The organism is Dyadobacter sp. CY343, assembly GCF_021390335.1.
GTDB lineage: Bacteria > Bacteroidota > Bacteroidia > Cytophagales > Spirosomataceae > Dyadobacter.
This window is the reverse complement of the sequence record NZ_JAJUXK010000001.1, coordinates 1,159,458-1,176,412: the sequence shown is the minus strand read 5'-3', so window position 1 is coordinate 1,176,412 and position 16,955 is coordinate 1,159,458. Positions and strand designations below refer to the sequence as shown.

At 49.4% G+C, this 16,955-nt stretch carries 13 protein-coding genes; 3 read left to right on the top strand and 10 right to left on the bottom strand.

Going from position 1 to position 16,955, the window contains the following annotated elements:
- Positions 1-3,384: a SusC/RagA family TonB-linked outer membrane protein gene (locus tag LZG94_RS04870; protein WP_233790807.1), complete on the bottom strand. Its 3,384-nt coding sequence runs from the start codon at positions 3,382-3,384 to the stop codon at positions 1-3.
- 181 nt (positions 3,385-3,565) lie between these two features.
- Between LZG94_RS04870 and LZG94_RS04865 the strand changes: the two genes are divergently transcribed.
- The 3 genes from LZG94_RS04865 (at position 3,566) to LZG94_RS04855 (ending at position 6,839) form a co-directional block, all read left to right on the top strand.
- Complete coding sequence (locus tag LZG94_RS04865; protein ID WP_233790806.1) at positions 3,566-4,267, top strand: FadR/GntR family transcriptional regulator; 702 nt, start codon at positions 3,566-3,568, stop codon at positions 4,265-4,267.
- 16 nt (positions 4,268-4,283) lie between these two features.
- Positions 4,284-5,219: a polysaccharide deacetylase family protein gene (locus tag LZG94_RS04860; RefSeq protein ID WP_233790805.1), complete on the top strand. Its 936-nt coding sequence runs from the start codon at positions 4,284-4,286 to the stop codon at positions 5,217-5,219.
- Positions 5,220-5,438: 219 nt separating this feature from the next.
- Positions 5,439-6,839, top strand: a complete 1,401-nt coding sequence (locus LZG94_RS04855) for an amidohydrolase (protein WP_233790804.1) — start codon at positions 5,439-5,441, stop codon at positions 6,837-6,839.
- Positions 6,840-6,901: 62 nt separating this feature from the next.
- Here LZG94_RS04855 and LZG94_RS04850 read toward each other — a convergent pair whose 3' ends face one another.
- The 9 genes from LZG94_RS04850 to LZG94_RS04810 are packed head-to-tail and all read right to left on the bottom strand — an operon-like array spanning position 6,902 to position 16,951.
- Positions 6,902-7,645, bottom strand: coding sequence for a DUF1080 domain-containing protein (locus LZG94_RS04850; protein WP_233790803.1), 744 nt, complete (start codon positions 7,643-7,645; stop codon positions 6,902-6,904).
- A 27-nt stretch (positions 7,646-7,672) separates the two neighbouring features.
- Positions 7,673-8,395: a hypothetical protein gene (locus LZG94_RS04845; RefSeq protein WP_233790802.1), complete on the bottom strand. Its 723-nt coding sequence runs from the start codon at positions 8,393-8,395 to the stop codon at positions 7,673-7,675.
- An 18-nt stretch (positions 8,396-8,413) separates the two neighbouring features.
- Complete coding sequence (locus LZG94_RS04840) at positions 8,414-9,259, bottom strand: N-acetylglucosamine kinase (RefSeq protein ID WP_233790801.1); 846 nt, start codon at positions 9,257-9,259, stop codon at positions 8,414-8,416.
- 5 nt (positions 9,260-9,264) lie between these two features.
- Positions 9,265-10,512 (bottom strand): sugar MFS transporter, encoded by a 1,248-nt coding sequence (locus LZG94_RS04835; protein ID WP_233790800.1) that lies wholly within the window; start codon positions 10,510-10,512, stop codon positions 9,265-9,267.
- Between the two features lie 3 nt (positions 10,513-10,515).
- Complete coding sequence (locus tag LZG94_RS04830; RefSeq protein ID WP_233790799.1) at positions 10,516-12,246, bottom strand: hypothetical protein; 1,731 nt, start codon at positions 12,244-12,246, stop codon at positions 10,516-10,518.
- A 3-nt stretch (positions 12,247-12,249) separates the two neighbouring features.
- Positions 12,250-13,062 carry an N-acetylmuramic acid 6-phosphate etherase gene (locus tag LZG94_RS04825; protein WP_233790798.1) on the bottom strand — a complete coding sequence of 271 codons (813 nt, stop codon included), beginning with the start codon at positions 13,060-13,062 and terminating at the stop codon, positions 12,250-12,252.
- An 8-nt stretch (positions 13,063-13,070) separates the two neighbouring features.
- Positions 13,071-14,429: a DegT/DnrJ/EryC1/StrS aminotransferase family protein gene (locus tag LZG94_RS04820; RefSeq protein ID WP_215235539.1), complete on the bottom strand. Its 1,359-nt coding sequence runs from the start codon at positions 14,427-14,429 to the stop codon at positions 13,071-13,073.
- A gap of 42 nt (positions 14,430-14,471) precedes the next feature.
- Positions 14,472-15,146 carry a DUF3823 domain-containing protein gene (locus tag LZG94_RS04815; protein WP_233790797.1) on the bottom strand — a complete coding sequence of 225 codons (675 nt, stop codon included), beginning with the start codon at positions 15,144-15,146 and terminating at the stop codon, positions 14,472-14,474.
- Between the two features lie 32 nt (positions 15,147-15,178).
- Positions 15,179-16,951, bottom strand: a complete 1,773-nt coding sequence (locus LZG94_RS04810) for a RagB/SusD family nutrient uptake outer membrane protein (RefSeq protein WP_233790796.1) — start codon at positions 16,949-16,951, stop codon at positions 15,179-15,181.
- Positions 16,952-16,955: the final 4 nt, after the last annotated feature.

Genomic DNA, 16,955 nt, shown 5'->3' with positions numbered 1-16,955 from the left:
TCAAAAAGTGAAGTTGGCTCCAAGAATAAGGGTTGTAGGAATAGTATAAGCGCTGTTTTGCGAGCCGGTGCGTTCTGGCAGGCTCAGCATTTTGTTGGTGATATAGCCCAGGTTCTGGCCGGTGGCCGTAAATGTTAATCCCGCAATTTTTGCACGCTGCAAAAGTGAAGAAGGAACGGTGTAGCTCAGTGAAATCTCACGGATTGCGAGGTATGACGAATTCACCCAGAACATGCTGCTCGGCCGGTCGAAATTCTTGGAATTCAGCTGATCTGCCCAGGTGTAGCGCGGATATTTCGCATTCGGGTTTTCCGGCGTCCAGGTGTCTTTTACCAATTCGGTTGCATTGAATTCTCCCTGAAAACTGCCCAGTGACCACATTTGCTGGAAGTCCATTTGTTTGTGTCCCAAGGCGAAATCCATCCGGGCGAAAAGCGAAAGATTTTTCCAGCGGATCTGGGTATTGAAACCGCCCGTCCATCTCGGGATAGTCCTTCCGAGTGAAACCATATCACGCGTGTCGATGGTGTCGTTTTGATCGAGGTCTTTCCACATCATATCGCCCAGCTGGGTTGAAATGTAAGTGGCCCTGTTCAGGTTTTTGGAATTGATCAATGCGTTGCTGGCAACCCGTTTTCCGGCGGATGCGCCATATTGCACTTCGCCGGCAGCGATGTCTATCTTATTGTATTTGTCCAGATCTTCTCCCGTGCGGATGATGCCGTCACTCACATAACCAAAGACTTCACCTGGCTCCTGCCCTTCCTGCAAGCCGCCCGCCCAAACGACATTGCCTGATCTTGGATCATAAATGCGCTGTCCGCCCTGCCGGTTATTTTCATTGCCGTTAAATGGCAGTTTCAAAACCATATTCTTGTTCCAGGCTGCATTAGCCCCGATCTGCACCGTAAAATCCTGCTTTTGCACTGCTTTGAAAACACCTTCCAATTCCACCCCGCGATTCCGCATGCTTCCGTTGTTGGTGCGAACGCTGGCCACACCAGCTGAGGTTGGCAACAATACGCTGGCGATCTTGTCCGTAGTTACGCGGTTGTAGACGGCAATGTTGGTGGTGATACGGTTATTGAAAAATCCCGTTTCCACGCCAGCTTCCACCGTGTTGCTCTTTTCCCATTTCAGATTTGGATTGGCTACGCCGGTTTGCAAAAATCCAATGCTGCCGTTGTAAGGAATTTGCGAACCATATGAGCCTTGCAGCTCGTAAACGCCTATCCCGTTGTTTGTGCCAATGCCAATGTTCCCGTTCTTGCCATAACTCGCGCGGAGTTTCAGGAAAGAAAGCCACTGCTGCGTAGCAGCCATAAATTGCTCCTTATGCACGAGCCAGCCAGCCGAGAATGCAGGAAAAGTACCAAATTGGTTGTTGCCGATGAGTCGGGAATATCCGTCACGCCTTACTGTAAACGAGGCCAGATATTTGCCGTCGTAATCGTAGTTCAACCTTGCAAAACCGGAGATAATGCGCTCCTGCGTATGGTAGGAATCAACGCTGCGCGTGTTTGCGTCATTGATCGTTAAGCCCAGGTCCTGGAAGTTGTCCGTGGGTGCCAGGCGTCCTGCCGCACTGAAACCACGGGTGGCTTCATCGTAATATTCAAATCCGGCCATGGCGTCGATGTAATTCTTGCCAAAAGATTTTTTGTAGTTTAAAATGGCATTGTAAGTCTGGCGAATAGTACGGTCGAAACCAGCCGATGATGCCCTGTCGCGGTTCCAGCCTGTATTCGGATTCGCCGGGTTCATAATCCCAATCCGGTAATCGCGGTTGAAAGATTCACTTTCGGCTTCGTCATACATTAAAATCCCGCCGATCCGCAGAAACAAATCATCGCTGAAATCGACTTTGAATGCCTGCCCGAGCGTGAATTTGTCCGACTGATTTCTTCTTTTATACTTATCAATGTTCAGGCTTGGATTACCATCGCTGGCGTCCCGGCCCAGGATCAACTCGCCGTTCGCATTCGTCCCGCGCATAGTTGGCGGCGCCGAAAGCATCCTTCCCCAGTAATTCGCTTCCCCGTTTTGCAGGGATTGGTCGCGCCAGTTGGCTCTTGCAAAAGCAAGGCTGCTTTCGGATTTCAGCCAGCTTTTGATCTTATAATCACCATTTAATGTAAAGGTTAACCGACGGTAAAATGTGCCGAGCGACAACCCGTCTTCATTATAATAGCCCAAATTCGCATAGTAACCGCCTTTTTCATTTCCGCCATTCATCCCAATGTTATAATCCTGTGAGATCGCGGGCGATTTGAATGCATATTCGCCGTAGTTGAAGTCTTTATAAATCAGATCTGCATTCGTGCCGTTCGGATCGTAGGCTCCTGCTTCATTGGTTTTGATGGGATCTTTCATCGTTTTCCAGCCATCATTTGCACTGAGCAATTCGCGGTTCTGGTCGGTGAGGCGCATGGTGCTCCATATGGCGCGGGAATCGTAGTTTCCGTCCAGAATGGCTCCGTTGGCATCTTTATATAAGTTTCCTGTTCCGCGCGGACCAACGCCGCTTAGCAATGAGGAAGTTGTCACGCCATTTTTAATGGCTTCTACCACGCCCATCCGCGTCCATTTAATGTAGTCCTCTGCATTAAGATAATCATAAGGAACATTCAGAAAATTGATCCCGGTTTTGGATTTGAATGTAATGGATGAGGAGCCGGCTTTTCCTCTTTTGGAAGTGATCAAAACCACACCGTTGCTCGCACGTGCCCCGTAAATGGCTGTGGCAGAAGCATCTTTCAACACTTCCATACTTTCGATATCGTCCGGGTTAATGTCGCTTAATGAACCGCGAACCTGCCCATCGACCACGATGAGCGGACTTCCGCTGCCATCGAAATTGGTCCCGCCACGCAATGTAATGCTGGCAACCGAACCCGGGCGGCCCGTTGAAGTCGCAACCCTTACGCCTGCGATGGTTCCTGCCAATGCCTGTGCCGGATTCGAGCGCATTCCCGTTTCCAGAACTTTGGAATCCAGCTTGGCAATGGACGAGGTGATTTTGGTTCGACTGGCTGAACCGTAACCGGTTACCACGACTTCATTCAATGAAGAAACATCCGGTTTTAGAAAAATATCCAGCGTTTGGGAAGCACCCACCGGCACTTCCTGGATCACGTAACCCACCATTCTGAATTGTATCACGTCATCACCGCTTACCTGAATAGAATAGTCCCCGTCCACCGAAGTTTCCGTGGCAATGCTTTTTCCTTTGAGCAAAACAGTGACGTGAGGAAGCGGCTGCTTGTCATCCTCGGAAATCACCTTCCCGGTGAGCAACCTGGTCGACTGCGCATGCAAGCCCAACGCAAGAAGCATTCCGGCGAAGCATAGCAGCACTTTTAAGCGCGTAATGTTGAATTTCATGAAGATTAAAGTTTAAGAATATGTATTATGTATGACATAATAAAGGTAAATCGATTACGGTGGTGATTCCAAGGATCTTGTGAAAATTATTTTTTATGATGTTAAATTGATAATAAAAAAATCACTTGCAGATTGGAAGAAAACCACCACTTTTGTCTGACATAATACGCAATACGCTTCAATGGACGACATTTTTCAGAGTATTAAGACGATTGACACGAGCTCCCTGGTGGACAAGGTTGAGAGTAACCTGATCGCATTATTTATAGAAAAGAATTTCAAAGTGGGCGACTCCATTCCAAAAGAACTGGAACTCGCGCAGTCGCTTGGGGTGAGCCGGACGGTGGTTCGGGAAGCAATGTTACGCCTGCGCCTGATGGGTTTGGTGGAATCCAAAAAACACCGCGGGGCCGTGATTACCAGCCCCGACCTGGTGTCGATCCTTGAAAAAAGCATGAATCCAAAGATCCTGGATGACAATACGTTGAAGGAGATTTTCGAGATGCGTTTATCCCTTGAAATCGGGATGGCGGATTTTATTATGGAGCGTGTTACACCGGAGGACATTGCGGCATTAAATGTGCTGGTCGAAAACGAGCCGTCAGCTGCGGACCGGATGCTTTTTCAGATCGAACATGAAATTGCATTTCATGGCAAGCTCTATGAAATTACGCGCAATGAGACTATGAAAAAATTCCAGCGGATGCTATTGCCCGTGTTTGATTATGTGCACAAAAGTGGGTTGCTGCGCAAATATCCGGCAAACGCGAGCTTTGTCTCACATAAAGGCCTTGTTGACATTATAGAAACCGGAAACTCCGAGCAATTGAGGAATGCCATGCGAAGCCATTTGGAGAACCATTTTGCGAGACTTTTTGAATAACAAACCTGACCTCCCCATGAAATTGCATATCCTGCTGTTAGTCATTATTCTTCAATCTTCGGCCGAACAAGTCTTCGCTCAAAAACAAATCGCCATCACCATTGACGACTTGCCAACAATTAGCAGGACCATGAATACCGATGCATTGAGAGCGGAGCTGACAGATCAGCTTTTGGGTCATTTGAAACAACACAAAGTCCAGGCGACGGGGTATGTCATCGGGGAGAAACTTATCAAGGACGGAAAAGTTATTCCCGCTCAATACGGGTTGCTAAGGAAATGGCTGGAAGGTGGCCATTCACTCGGTAACCATACTTTTGGACATTTAGGCATCAACGATATTTCGGCAGCCGCCTATGAAGCGGATGTGCTTGGTGGCGATACACTGCTTCGGAGTTTTCTCCAAAAAGAAGGCGCTGAACTCAAATATTTCCGGCACCCTTATCTACACAGAGGAAATACAGTTTCGAAACGGGATTCGCTGGAAATGATACTGGCCAAACACAAATACATCCAGGCTCCGGTAACGGTCGATAACGAAGAATACATTTTTGCCGCTGCCTTTGACAAGGCAATGGGCAGCAAAAATCAGCTCCTGGCCGATTCGATATCGAAGACATACGTTAACTATATGATGGATTATGTCCATTACTACGAATCCCAGGCCGACTCGCTGTTTCACAGGCCCATTCCGCACATTCTGCTCATGCATGCCAACCTGCTCAATAGCAAAGCACTTGGCCAGTTGCTTTCAAGACTGGAAGCGGATGGTTATCAGTTTGTCACGATTCAAAAAGCGCTGGAAGATCCTTGTTACCTCACGGAAGATCAATATATCGGGAAGAGCGGTATCTCATGGATCCACCGCTGGGCAATTACCAAAGGTAAGAAAGGGGCATTCTTCAAAGGTGAACCAGCAGTTCCAAAATTCATCTCTGAACTGACGCAATAGCAATTTTAACTCACTGGTGTTTCTCTTATAAAGTCCAGAAAGTCCTCAAATCCGAATAGAGATGCCAGCATCCATCTGTTTACTGACCCAGAAAAGGCACTGGATCAGCTTCCGGCACTTTTAATTCTTTTACGGAACAATTTGCATTCAAATAAGCTGATGCTTAACTTATTGCAATATAGGTCGGTGCACGGATTTTCTCAACACAGAAAACTTACAGTGAAAAATCGCAGTCAATATTTTCCCGTAATCTTTATTGCCGTCTTGGCAATTATTTCCTTATCAATTGCTGCAAATGGCCAGGCGCCAGCACCGGCAACCAAGGGCGTTTCATCAATGCTGGCCGCGCTAGAAACTAAGATAAAGCAACAATCTAATGCCGTAGAAGCCAAATTAATAGCTTGGCGGCAGGACATCCATCGCAACCCGGAACTGGGTGATCAGGAACAACGAACAGCCAATCTGGTAGCAGATCACCTGCGTACTCTTGGCATTCAGGTGCAGACAGCAGTAGGTGGGACGGGCGTCGTGGGCATTCTCAAAGGGGATAAGCCGGGCCGCTTGGTTGCCCTGCGCGCGGACATGGACGCCTTGCCCATTCAAGAGCCATCCGGATTACCATTTGCCTCAAAAGCCACTCAGCAGCAGAAGGGTGTAACTGTGCCTCTGATGCATGCCTGCGGACACGATACCCACACAGCCATGTTGATGGCCGCCGCCGAAGTACTCACCAGCTTGAAAAGCGATTTACCTGGCTCAGTCATGTTCATTTTCCAACCTGCCGAAGAAGGATCAAGCCTCGTCGAGCCTGGTAGCGGTAAGAGTTGGGGAGCCAAGCGGATGCTGGAAGATGGCTTGTTCGCCAAAAACAAACCGGAAGCTGTTTTTGGGTTGCACGTTCATCCTGGCAAGTCAGGACAGATAGATTACAAACCAGGACCAGCCGCCGCGAGCAGCGACGTCCTGAATATCTCTGTAAGCGGCCAACAGGGTCATGGAGGGATGCCCTGGAACACGATTGATCCTGTCGTGGCTTCTGCCCTAGTGATTACGGGCTTACAAACCGTAGTTAGCCGCCGGACCGATTTGACAACCTCTCCGGCAGTCGTTTCGGTTGGCATGATCCACGGAGGGTCAAGTCAGAATGTTATACCGGATACCGTGAAAATGGTTGGGACGATCCGCACCTACGACGCTGACGTGCGCAAGCAGCTGCACGCGGATATTAAGCAGGCTGCAGAGCATATTGCCGAAGGCACATATGCCAAAGCCCGTGTTACCATTACGCCGATGTACGATGTCACAACAAACGACCCTATGCTGGCGAGCCAAATGTTGTCGGTACTGAAAAGGGTAGCCGAAGCGGGGGTGGTTCCGGGAACACTCCAGGGCGCATCTGAGGATTTCTCATATTTTGCCAAAGAAGTACCGGGCCTTTATATTTTTCTGGGTATTACGCCAGAGGGTGAAGATCCCGCTCAGGCCGCTCCGAATCACAATCCTAAATTTTTCGTTGATGAAAAGGCACTAGTGGTAGGTACACGTGCAATGGCAACTATGGCTGTCAATTTTTTGCTCACTGGCCCCATGAAACCAGCAGCAATCAAACAAGAAAAGTGATGGATCCCTGCTTATTCGTCGGAGGTTCTGATCCGGAGATCAGAACCCCGAGCCAAGCTGGTTTAATTCAACTTCTTGATCCTGATATTCTTAAAATAGGCTTTGTTCCCGTGATCCTGTAGTGCGATCTTGCCTTCATCAGCAATCGCATAATCCGGGAAATCATTCCACTTTCCGCTGTTCCGCTCTTTCTTCCATTCCTCTGAGCCTACCTCAAAAGAAAGAATAAGCGCCCCGTTCAGCCAGTGCTGGACTTTTCCATTGTCGTACACAATCCGGCTGCTGTTCCATTCGCCAACGGGTTTCAGCTTTTTTTCCGGCCCCGCAATTTTCATCGCATAATCAGCGCCCGTTTTTTGCCAATCTTCCAGCTTTTCGGGAAAACCAATATCGTCGATGATCTGATATTCAGGGCCAGTTTCGTAGGGCGCTTTGTATTTCGGATCCTCGACAACGTGGTACATCACGCCGCTGTTACTCCCCTTGTCCACCTTCCATTCCCAGCTGAGATCGAAGTCCTTGAATGTGCCATCATATACCAGATCTCCCCCGTGCGCATCTTTGGCAGCGCCCAGACAAACCAATGCGCTGTCCTGCACAATCCAGTTTTTCACCTCCTTACCAGGCTGGTTGAATACGTGCCAGCCCGACAGCGAAGCCCCGTCAAACAAGACTAACTCCTCTCCCGCCCCCGACGATTCAATTGATACAGAATCCTGGTCATCTTCAGAATCCGACTCTGGTTTGGAGGTACACGATAAAACGACTGCCACAGTCGCAGCGGCCAGCAATGATGAAAGTTTCATATAATATATATTTGGTTTAGTGTTTATTCAAATTGCCTTTTCCATGCTGCATTCGCCTTCTTCCGGCCTTTTTATGAAGCCGTCATTCCTATTGACCGGCATTTCTGTTTGGTCAAATTTCTTGAATACTTTTCCCAGCGAATAGGGACTGATTTTGGAAGAAGCTACAATTTGCCCGGAACCCGGCGGCGTGCTGTCGTACCAGAAGCTACGCAGATCGCCGGGCGGCAGTTTGACGTTCAGGGTATGCAGAATGTCCACACAAATACCCGCCCCTGTTCGGTCAGCCTGCATACTTCCCCTGTTTTCGAGTGAAGAAAGGTAGCTGACCAGCAAATCAAACTGCGCGCTGTCCAGTTGGAAGCCGACAGTCAGATCGATACTTTGCAGCGGCTTGGTCATCTTTACAATATGGGCCGCATTGTTGGTTGAATCCGCATAAAAGGCGATAGTCCTCGTGATTATAGCGCCCTCCTGATCCTCCGTACTCAACTGCAAGTACACCCTGCCCGCAGGATATCCGCTGGGATTGAATGGGTTAAAGGGGAAATTTACATTTGCCACAGGCTGGTCGACCAGAATTCGTAGCGTGCGCATCACCTTCCTATCCCTGACAAAACAAGCAAAGTACGAATCGGGATCGGCAACCAGCTCGGCAGGCCGCTGCCTGGGTTCCACGGCTATAAAATTGATATAGCATATATAGATTACCGGCAGCATTACCGCCAGTATTTCCGGAAAGCGTTTCATGGGTGTCTTTGGTTTTAGTTAGTTGTCGTGAAGGTGGTAAGCGACTAAGTGATCAATTAAATTAGGTACAATTGCGCCGGTTTGCATTCCAAATGCATCTGCCGTTTCCCTGAGCGTATCTGCATAATAGTACCCGACCGAACCCACGCAATTGAAAATTAAAGTGCGAAAGTCAGGATATGCACTGACGAGATTTTCAAAAAAATCATGGAAACTATCCCGGATCACACCTTCCGAGTAGGCTTTGTCCATCTCGGGGTGATTCAGAAATAACACATAGTTAGCACAGTACCGGTTCGGTAACGGAGTACTATATACTTCGTCCATGATTACGGCCGGTGTTTTTTTGTATTCCTGATAAAAAAGCTTTTGGGCGGCTTCGGGCATGCGGCCCCGAATATAGTCCGACAATATCTTTCTGCCCATGTAAGAGCCGCTTCCTTCGTCCCCCATTAAAAAACCTAGTGATTCAATTTGCTGATCTATCTGCACACCGTCGTACGTACAGGTATTGGTGCCGGTACCGAGGATCGCTACAAAGCCGGCGTTTCTATGAAGCAAGCCGCGGGCTGCTGCAAGCAGGTCCACCTCCACCTGTAATGCTGCTCCCCGAAAAAATTGTTCGAGCGCGTTGGTTACCAGTACTTTTTTCTCGTCCTGACAACCTGCACCGTAGAATACCACGTCGCTGATTTTTGACGTATCTATAAACTGAGGAATGCTATTTCCAAGAGAATCAAAGATGTATTTTGAATCAACAAAAAATGGATTATATCCCTCTGTAACAAACTTACAGACTTCCTGACCCGCACTGATCAGGCACCAATCTGTTTTGGTTGAGCCACTATCCGCAATCAATTTCATAGCAATCAGGCATTAAACGTTTGCTCCCGCTTGCCGGCTTTGTAACCCGACAGGGAGTAATAAAGAATAAATAAATAGCACGGCACCAGCAGCCAATAGGCAGACTGCGGATCGTGGTGATCGGCATAGTAACCGTAAATCAGGGGGATTACCGCCCCGCCCGCGATCGCCATCACCAACAAAGCCGAGCCCAGATTGAGCAATGCACCAAGTCCGTCCAGGGCAAGCGGCCAGATCGACGGGAAAACGAGCGCATTGGCGAAACCCAGAAAAGCAATGAAGAAAACAGACGTACTGCCTTCGGTAAAAATCGCCGCCAGCGCAAAAGCAATTCCCAATACCGCAGAGCTTGTGAGTGCGGTGCGCTGGCTGATAAACCGCGGAATAGTGAAAATTCCGATCAGATAGCCCGCCAGCATGGAAGTGAGTGTGAATGAGGTAAAAAACCGCGCGCTCGCCATATCCACGCCTTTGAAAGACGCATAACCGATAATCGTATTGCCCGCGATCACCTCCACGCCTGTGTAAAAAAATAACGTAACAACCCCCAGGAGCAGGTGCGCGTGAGACCAGATCCCCGCAGGCTTTTTATCTTTCGAAACTTCCGGGTCAATGGCTTCTCCGTCCAGTTCGGGTAGTGTTGATTTTTGCATAAAAACAGCAAGTGCAACGAGAACGATCGTAATGACAATGTATGGATTGATCACTTTAAGTGCCAGCGCATCCAGTTCCTGCGCGCGTTCCACAACTGACAGCAATGCGATCGCATCAATTTGTTCCTGTGTATTGTCAAGAAGCACAAAGCCCAGTGCGAGCGGCCCGAGTATGCCCGCGACGCCATTGCAGATCCCCATCAGACTGATCCGCTGCGCCGCACTTTCCATCGGCCCCAGAACGGTAACGTAAGGATTGGAAGCTGTTTGTAAAATAGCCAGACCTGTTCCCTGGATAAACAATCCGATCAGGAAAAGCTCAAATGTTCTTGCCAGAGCCGCCGGAATGAAAACCAGCGAGCCAACCGCCATAACAGCCAAACCCAGCGCCATTCCATTTTTAAAACCAGTTTTCTTCAAAAGCATTCCCGACGGTACCGCCATCACGAAATAGCTGATATAGAAAGCAAAGCCGACCAGCTGCGACTGAAAATGATTGAGCTCGCAGGCGATTTGCAGGTATGGTACCAGCACGGAATTCATCCAGGTCACAAAACCGAATACGAAGAATAAAAAGCCGATAATAACCAGTGGGCGCATACCTTAATAATTTTTAGTAGAGATCCGGTTCACCACGCGATCCAGAATATCCAATGGAAATACAGACGGAAGTCCGTACCAGAAACAAGATCCTTCGCCCTCATACACCCGCGTTTTAATATGCCGCTCCACGGGCAGGTAACTGGATACATCATTGCAATACCCAGCTACGGAAACCAGCTTATCGGGCCACAGCTTTTTAATCGCCAAACCATATTCCGTCACCACTTCGCGGGAAAGCCCGATCAGTTTCCACTCTCCTATGTTGATCGTCTGGATATAGACCGGCATTGATTTGGGCATTGTATTTTGTTCGAGGTGACTGAGCATCAGATCGGCCCAGGCTACATTCCGCTCCGGTTCCATTTGCGCACCCAGCTTCTGGTTAGTCTCCCGGAATTCGACCAGCTTCTCCTTGCTCCACGGCGTAGTTTCAGCCAGCACACTGTCCATGTGAAAGGTAACCGGCCCCGAAAGCGGCTTCATATTGCTGTCCATCACTTTTAATGCGTCGGCAGCAAGCTTTGCGCCTGTAATTTCAGGTTCGTCTACCGGGTTGATATCACCCGCGCAACCTTGCATAAAAAGCGCCGTGGTTTTGATCTTTCCAGCTTCTTCGAGTGCATTTCTCATAAATCCCGGATAGTTGCTGCTTACCGTGAAATGTTTGATCCCGGCTGTACCAGCCACCGGGTGGCAGCCGCTCAATACCATGACCGTTTTTTCGCTTCCGTCCGTCCGTTCGGCGGTTAGCACGTCCACAGCGTTATCATAAGGTGTGGCCATATCACCGTTACTCCTGTTGCGGCCGATGGCGGTTGTGCCCCGCCCCACTTTTACGTATGAAGGCGCCGAAGAGGCCAATGCACGGTCAGCCGCTTTCAGCATCGCAGGACGCACTACTTTGTTCATGTAAGCCTCGTCGGGGTACCGGTTATGCGGAGCCCAGGTCAGCCATTTTTGCGTGCCCGGCGCAAAGTGCGTGTGCGACGCATTGATCAGGATCGCTTCCTCGGGTAACCGGTGCTTTTTGGCAATATCTTTTTTAATTTCATTGATAAAACTACCATCAAACCCGCAAAGGTCCAGGCACATCAGCAGCACCTGACTTTGGTCGCTTTTCAATGCAAGCGCCCTTGCAAACAGCTGTTCTGGCTTTTTACCATGGATCACAGCGGCTTCAAAAAGCGAATCGGTTTCAGTCAATGCATATAATTTATCCTGCGACACGAAAATCTCTTTCGGCACTACACGCGGGATCTGTCCGTTGGAATAAGCTGCCCGCATCCAGCCCCTTTCCGGATTGGCTAGGTGCAGCCGGTATAGCGTGTCGCTTCCCGCAGCGGCGTACATGTAGTTGTTTTTGACGACAAAACCTGTGATTCCGGGTAATGCAGGAAGGCTGGCCCCGGACTTTCCGGCGGTTATATTCCCTTTGCTGTCCAGCTTGTAAGTTACTTTACCGACAACCGCAGTTTGCACAGAGCCTTTACCAGCTTTGGGGATTGACCTGGCAATTGCAGGGTTGCTGCTTTTTAATCCCTTTGGAAGCCAGGTGAATGCAAACCGCCCCGCCCACGGGCCGGCGTAGCCTGAAAGTGCGACGGAGAAAGACTCTTCTCCCGGTTCCATACTTTCACTGGCAACACCTACCTGGTACACCTGCTGGGCATTTACCAACTCACAACCTCCGAGCAATACCATCAAAAACAATCTTGTCAGACTCCGCATCATTTTCTATTTTGTTTCCAAAAAATCCATTGCACTGCTCACGCTTCCCCGGCTCACCAGCAATTCCTTCGCTTCGGTATAGTCTGAGATATTCCCCATCCGCATCAGCATTTTTACAGCGCGGTCCACGATCTTGTCGTTGATCAGCTTCACATTTACCATCTTATTTCCCTTCACCCTTCCCAGCCGGATCATGGTGGTTGTGCTGATCATATCAAAGATCATTTTCTGCGCAGTCCCGCATTTCATGCGCGTGCTGCCCGTGATGAACTCAGGGCCGGTAATTACTTCCACTGGAAAATCGGCGTAGCTGGCTATTTCCGAACCAGGGTTGCTTACAATGCAGCCAGTTGTGATGCCCGCCGCCATGCATTGCCGCAATGCGCCGAGCACAAAGGGCGTGCTGCCACTGGCCGATATGCCCACGACGATGTCATTTGCATTTACTTCCGCTTCAAGAAGTGCATTCCAGCCGGCTTCGGGATCGTCTTCTTTTTCTTCGAGCGCATCCGCAAGTCTGGGGATTCCGCCTGCCAGGATTGCATTAAAAACGCCCTTTTCAATACCGTAAGTGGTGGGCAGCTCGATCACGTCCAATACGGAAAGTCGGCCGCCGCTGCCTGCACCGACGTAAAACAAGCGACCGCCCGTTTCAATCTTCTGTACAATGGCTGCGATCAGGTTTTGTATAGCGGGCAATGCTACTTCAATCGCCTCGGCCACCGTTTTATCCTCCTGGTTGATCAGCGCGGTAATTTCTTCAATGCTCTTTTGTTCGAGGTGATCGTGCCGGGAATCACTTTCTGTAATTCTAGTCATATTCGTTATCATGCTTTGGCCAGCTGCGGCGCGTATTTTTGAATTCTTTTAATCGCATAGGCGATCTGCTCCATATCTTTTTTGGTACCCAGCAACATATTCTGGAAAAACCAGACTGATTCGTTGTTGGTCAGATAATCGTTTTGCGGACACTGGTTTCTTTCCAGCCAGTCTTTCATGGTTTTTTCTCCGTACACTTTCAGGTAATGCCGGTTGCTCGCCAATCCTGTCACATACGAGTTCTTATTCATTTGACCATAACCTACTGCGCACGGAACCCCTTCTGCATCAAGCGCTTTCAGGAATTTTTCACGACTTAAACCGGCAAAACCTTCTTTATTATACCTGAACATATAAAGGTGGAATGCGCTCTTGGTAACTCCTTTATATAGTTTCGCGGGTGTTATTCCCTTTATTTCGTTCAAAAGGCTGGTAAGGTAAGCCGCATTCTTCCAGCGCGTTTCAGTCTGTTCCACCACCCGCGACATTTGCGCACGCAACAAATTTCCTTGAAACTCAGTCAGGCGCAGGTTTGTACCACGCGTACCAGACGAACCCGGCAGGAAACCCGTCGATTTTTCACCTTGTCCCTGGTTGTGAAAATCGTAGCAGGTCTGGGCAAACTTTTCATTGTTTGTAATGATAGCGCCACCTTCGCCGGAGTTGAGGTTTTTGGTAGCCTGAAAACTGAATGCACCGCCGAGACCCAGGTTACCCACTTTTTTGCCCTTCCATTCTGCCAAATGCGCCTGGCATGCATCTTCGATCACAGGTATCCCCGCCTTTTCCGCCATTGGAATAATGGTATCCAGGTCGGCCGGAGAGCCACCGATGTGCACCGGCATGATCAGCTTCGTTTGCTTCGTGATCGCAGGTGTAATTTTCGAGGGATCGATCTGAAAGCTTTCAGGATCAGTATCGACCAGGATCGGCAATGCGTAGTTGAGTGTCACCACATTGTAAGTGGCAATGAATGTGTACACCGGGATAATTACCTCGTCGCCGGGGCCGATATCCAATGCGCCCAGCATGGTTTGCAGCGCGCTTGTTCCGCTTGAAACGCCGAGTGCGTGCTTTGCGCCGAATAGCTTGCTGTATTCCTGTTCAAACTTATCGACCACGCTGTTACCGCCAAGCCGGCCCCAATTTTTGCTGTCCAATGTTTGTAAAATAGCGGTTTTCTCAGTGTTGTCGGCGATCGGCCAGGCCGCGAACGGGCCGGGATGCGCTTTACTGCCACCCAGTAATGCAGGCTTGGAATCGTCCGCCGTTTTTCCGATCGAGAACGTTGGAAAACTGACCGCAGCGCCCAGTGTCGCGAGCGACGCGCTTTGTATAAATTCCCTTCTGTCAATATTCTGGTCCATTGTTAATATCTGTTTTATTAAGAAAAAAATAATAAGTCTTTGTTACTCGGTTTTCAGCACCAGCTGCGGGCTGTAATTGTAGTAGTTACCGGGGTTAACCGTCCGCGCAGCCGCCCTGATGTAATAGGTCGTTTTGGGGCTCAGGCCCGTGAGCTGATAGGTACGCTCGCCCGAATCAGGAATTTTATCGGCTGAAACATCATCCAGAATCGTTTTTCCGTGCGGGAAGACGAGCATATTGGGATTTGGAGAAGTACTCCATGTAATGCCCAGCGCCGCGGCTTTCTGCTGCGCGTTCACTTTCTGGTACGAGATCTTCACTGTCGCAGAGGTCGCCGACGAATTGACCAGCGTGCTTTTTACCCGCATATTTGGCATCACTTCAATATCCACATTTTCATTTTTGGAAAGCGAAACCGGTTGCTCTGCGCGGACGAGTGTAAAAGGTCCCTCCGCCACCAGCCGGTACTCCGCCGGGAACATTTTGCTGTTCACAAAATTTCCGTCCGGGAAAGTGGTCAGCATCAGCGGCTGCTCCGAACTTCCTTCATAGGTTTTCACAACGGTACCTGCATTGATACCGCCTGATTCCACCAGTTCTTTGCTTTCCGAATCGATGATCTTCCCCGTCAGTTGCAGGGAAGGTTTTTCGTAATTATCAATGGAGCAGCCGGAAAGCAATGCGGCTACCATGAAAATGCTTACAGATCGTTTCATAAGGTTGTCGTTTTTGATTACCATCCTGGGTCTTACCATCCGGGATTATTGCGAATGTTGGCATTGGAGCGGATGTAGGCGGATAAGTCGCTGTAATAGTCGCGCTCCTGGAACAGCCGCGTGTAGCCATTATCGATCGGCGCTCCCGACTGCTTCCTGAATGTGTACTTGTAATTTCCATCCTTGTATTGCAGGTAGGGCCACAATCCGTGCATCTGGGTATTGCGGAAAAGGCTGGTTCCGATGCGCCATCTTCTCATATCCCAGAACCGTTTGTCTTCAAATGCCAGCTCAATCTTTCTCTCGTTACGCACTTTTTCGAGCGTCAGCTGCGCGGTGGTCAGCTTGGCAATACCTGCCCGGGAACGTATCTGGTTGATTGCATTCAATGCAGCGGCTTTGTCCAGATTTGCCTCAAAATTGGCCTCTGCCAGGTTCAGCAGGATCTCCGCATATCTGAAATCAACGTAGTTTTGAGCTGAGCGTCCGTCCGGTACGATCCCTCCTTTTGTATTGATGTATTTACGCAGATAAAATCCTGTTTTCCCAACGTCGCCAAGTGGCGCAGGTCCGTCCAGTCCGACCTGCTTGCGGCTCGGATCTAATGGAAAATCAGCTCCCGGCGCATCGTACACAGTTCCGTTCGGTCCCACAATCCCACGGTATATTTGGATATTCCTGCCGATGAACGGAGATTCAGACCTTGAAACAGTCGCTTTGAACCTAGGGTCTTTTTTCTCAAAAAGCGCATCTGGCGTTTCAAAAACCTTATTCTCATAGTCAAGCTTTCCGGGTGTACCATCGATATTCTCGTAAGATTCCACCATTTCCAGCGTCACCGAACCCACACTTCCGCAGCAGGCCGGCTTGAAGCTATGCGGCAGCACGTAAGTATCATACAAATGCGTTTTGTTAGGATCACTGTATGCTTTTTGAAAGATTACTTCCACGTTGTTTTCATCCGTAAAAATGCTTTCATAGTTAGCCGCCGGGTCGCCGGATCCAGTTTCCGGATCGTAGCTTTTTGCGTAAAGCGAGTATTTCTTTCCATCGATAATCGCTTTGGAAGCACTCAATGAATGCTGGTAATATTGCTGGGGCTGGTCTGCCGGAATACCTATCAACCCGTTGAGCTGAACCGCACCATACTTAGCGATCGACGCGGCGTAAAGCATCGAGCGAGATTTGAGCGCCAGTGCCGACCATTTGGTGGCTCTGTTAGAGTTGGTCGCGTCCCAGCCTTCTGGCAATCCCGCCGCTGCCGCGTCCAGTTCCGCGAGTATGTAATCATACACTTCCTTTTCGGTGTTGCGCGAAACCTTCAGTGCTTCTATATCGCTGTCAAAGCTTTGCACCTCGGTAATAATCGGCATGCCGCCGTATTTTTTGACCAGATCAAAATAGTAGTAAGCGCGGATAAACCGACACTCGGCAGTCCGCGTAGCGATTTCCTCAGCTGTAAGTGCGCTCGTAGGGATCATTTCCAGAAAATAATTGGCCTTTCTGATCCAGGAGTACATCGTCGTGTTCAGCGCCAGCGCCTGAATGCCGTAATCGGATACGAATATAGAACCTGCGTAAGGGTGGGAAGCTTCGTCGGTATAATGGAATTCAAAGGTAGCGCCGCCTCTTACCATGCCCGTTGGAATGTTGTCGTAAAGCGCAACCAGGTAAAGATCGACCAGCTGGGTTGACTGCCACACATCCGCGTCTGACACCAGGTTCAGCGGCTTGCGGTCGAGCACATCATCGACGCAACCCATAAAGGCCAGCAGCATAAATGAAAGTAATATTTTGCTCTTCATCTTA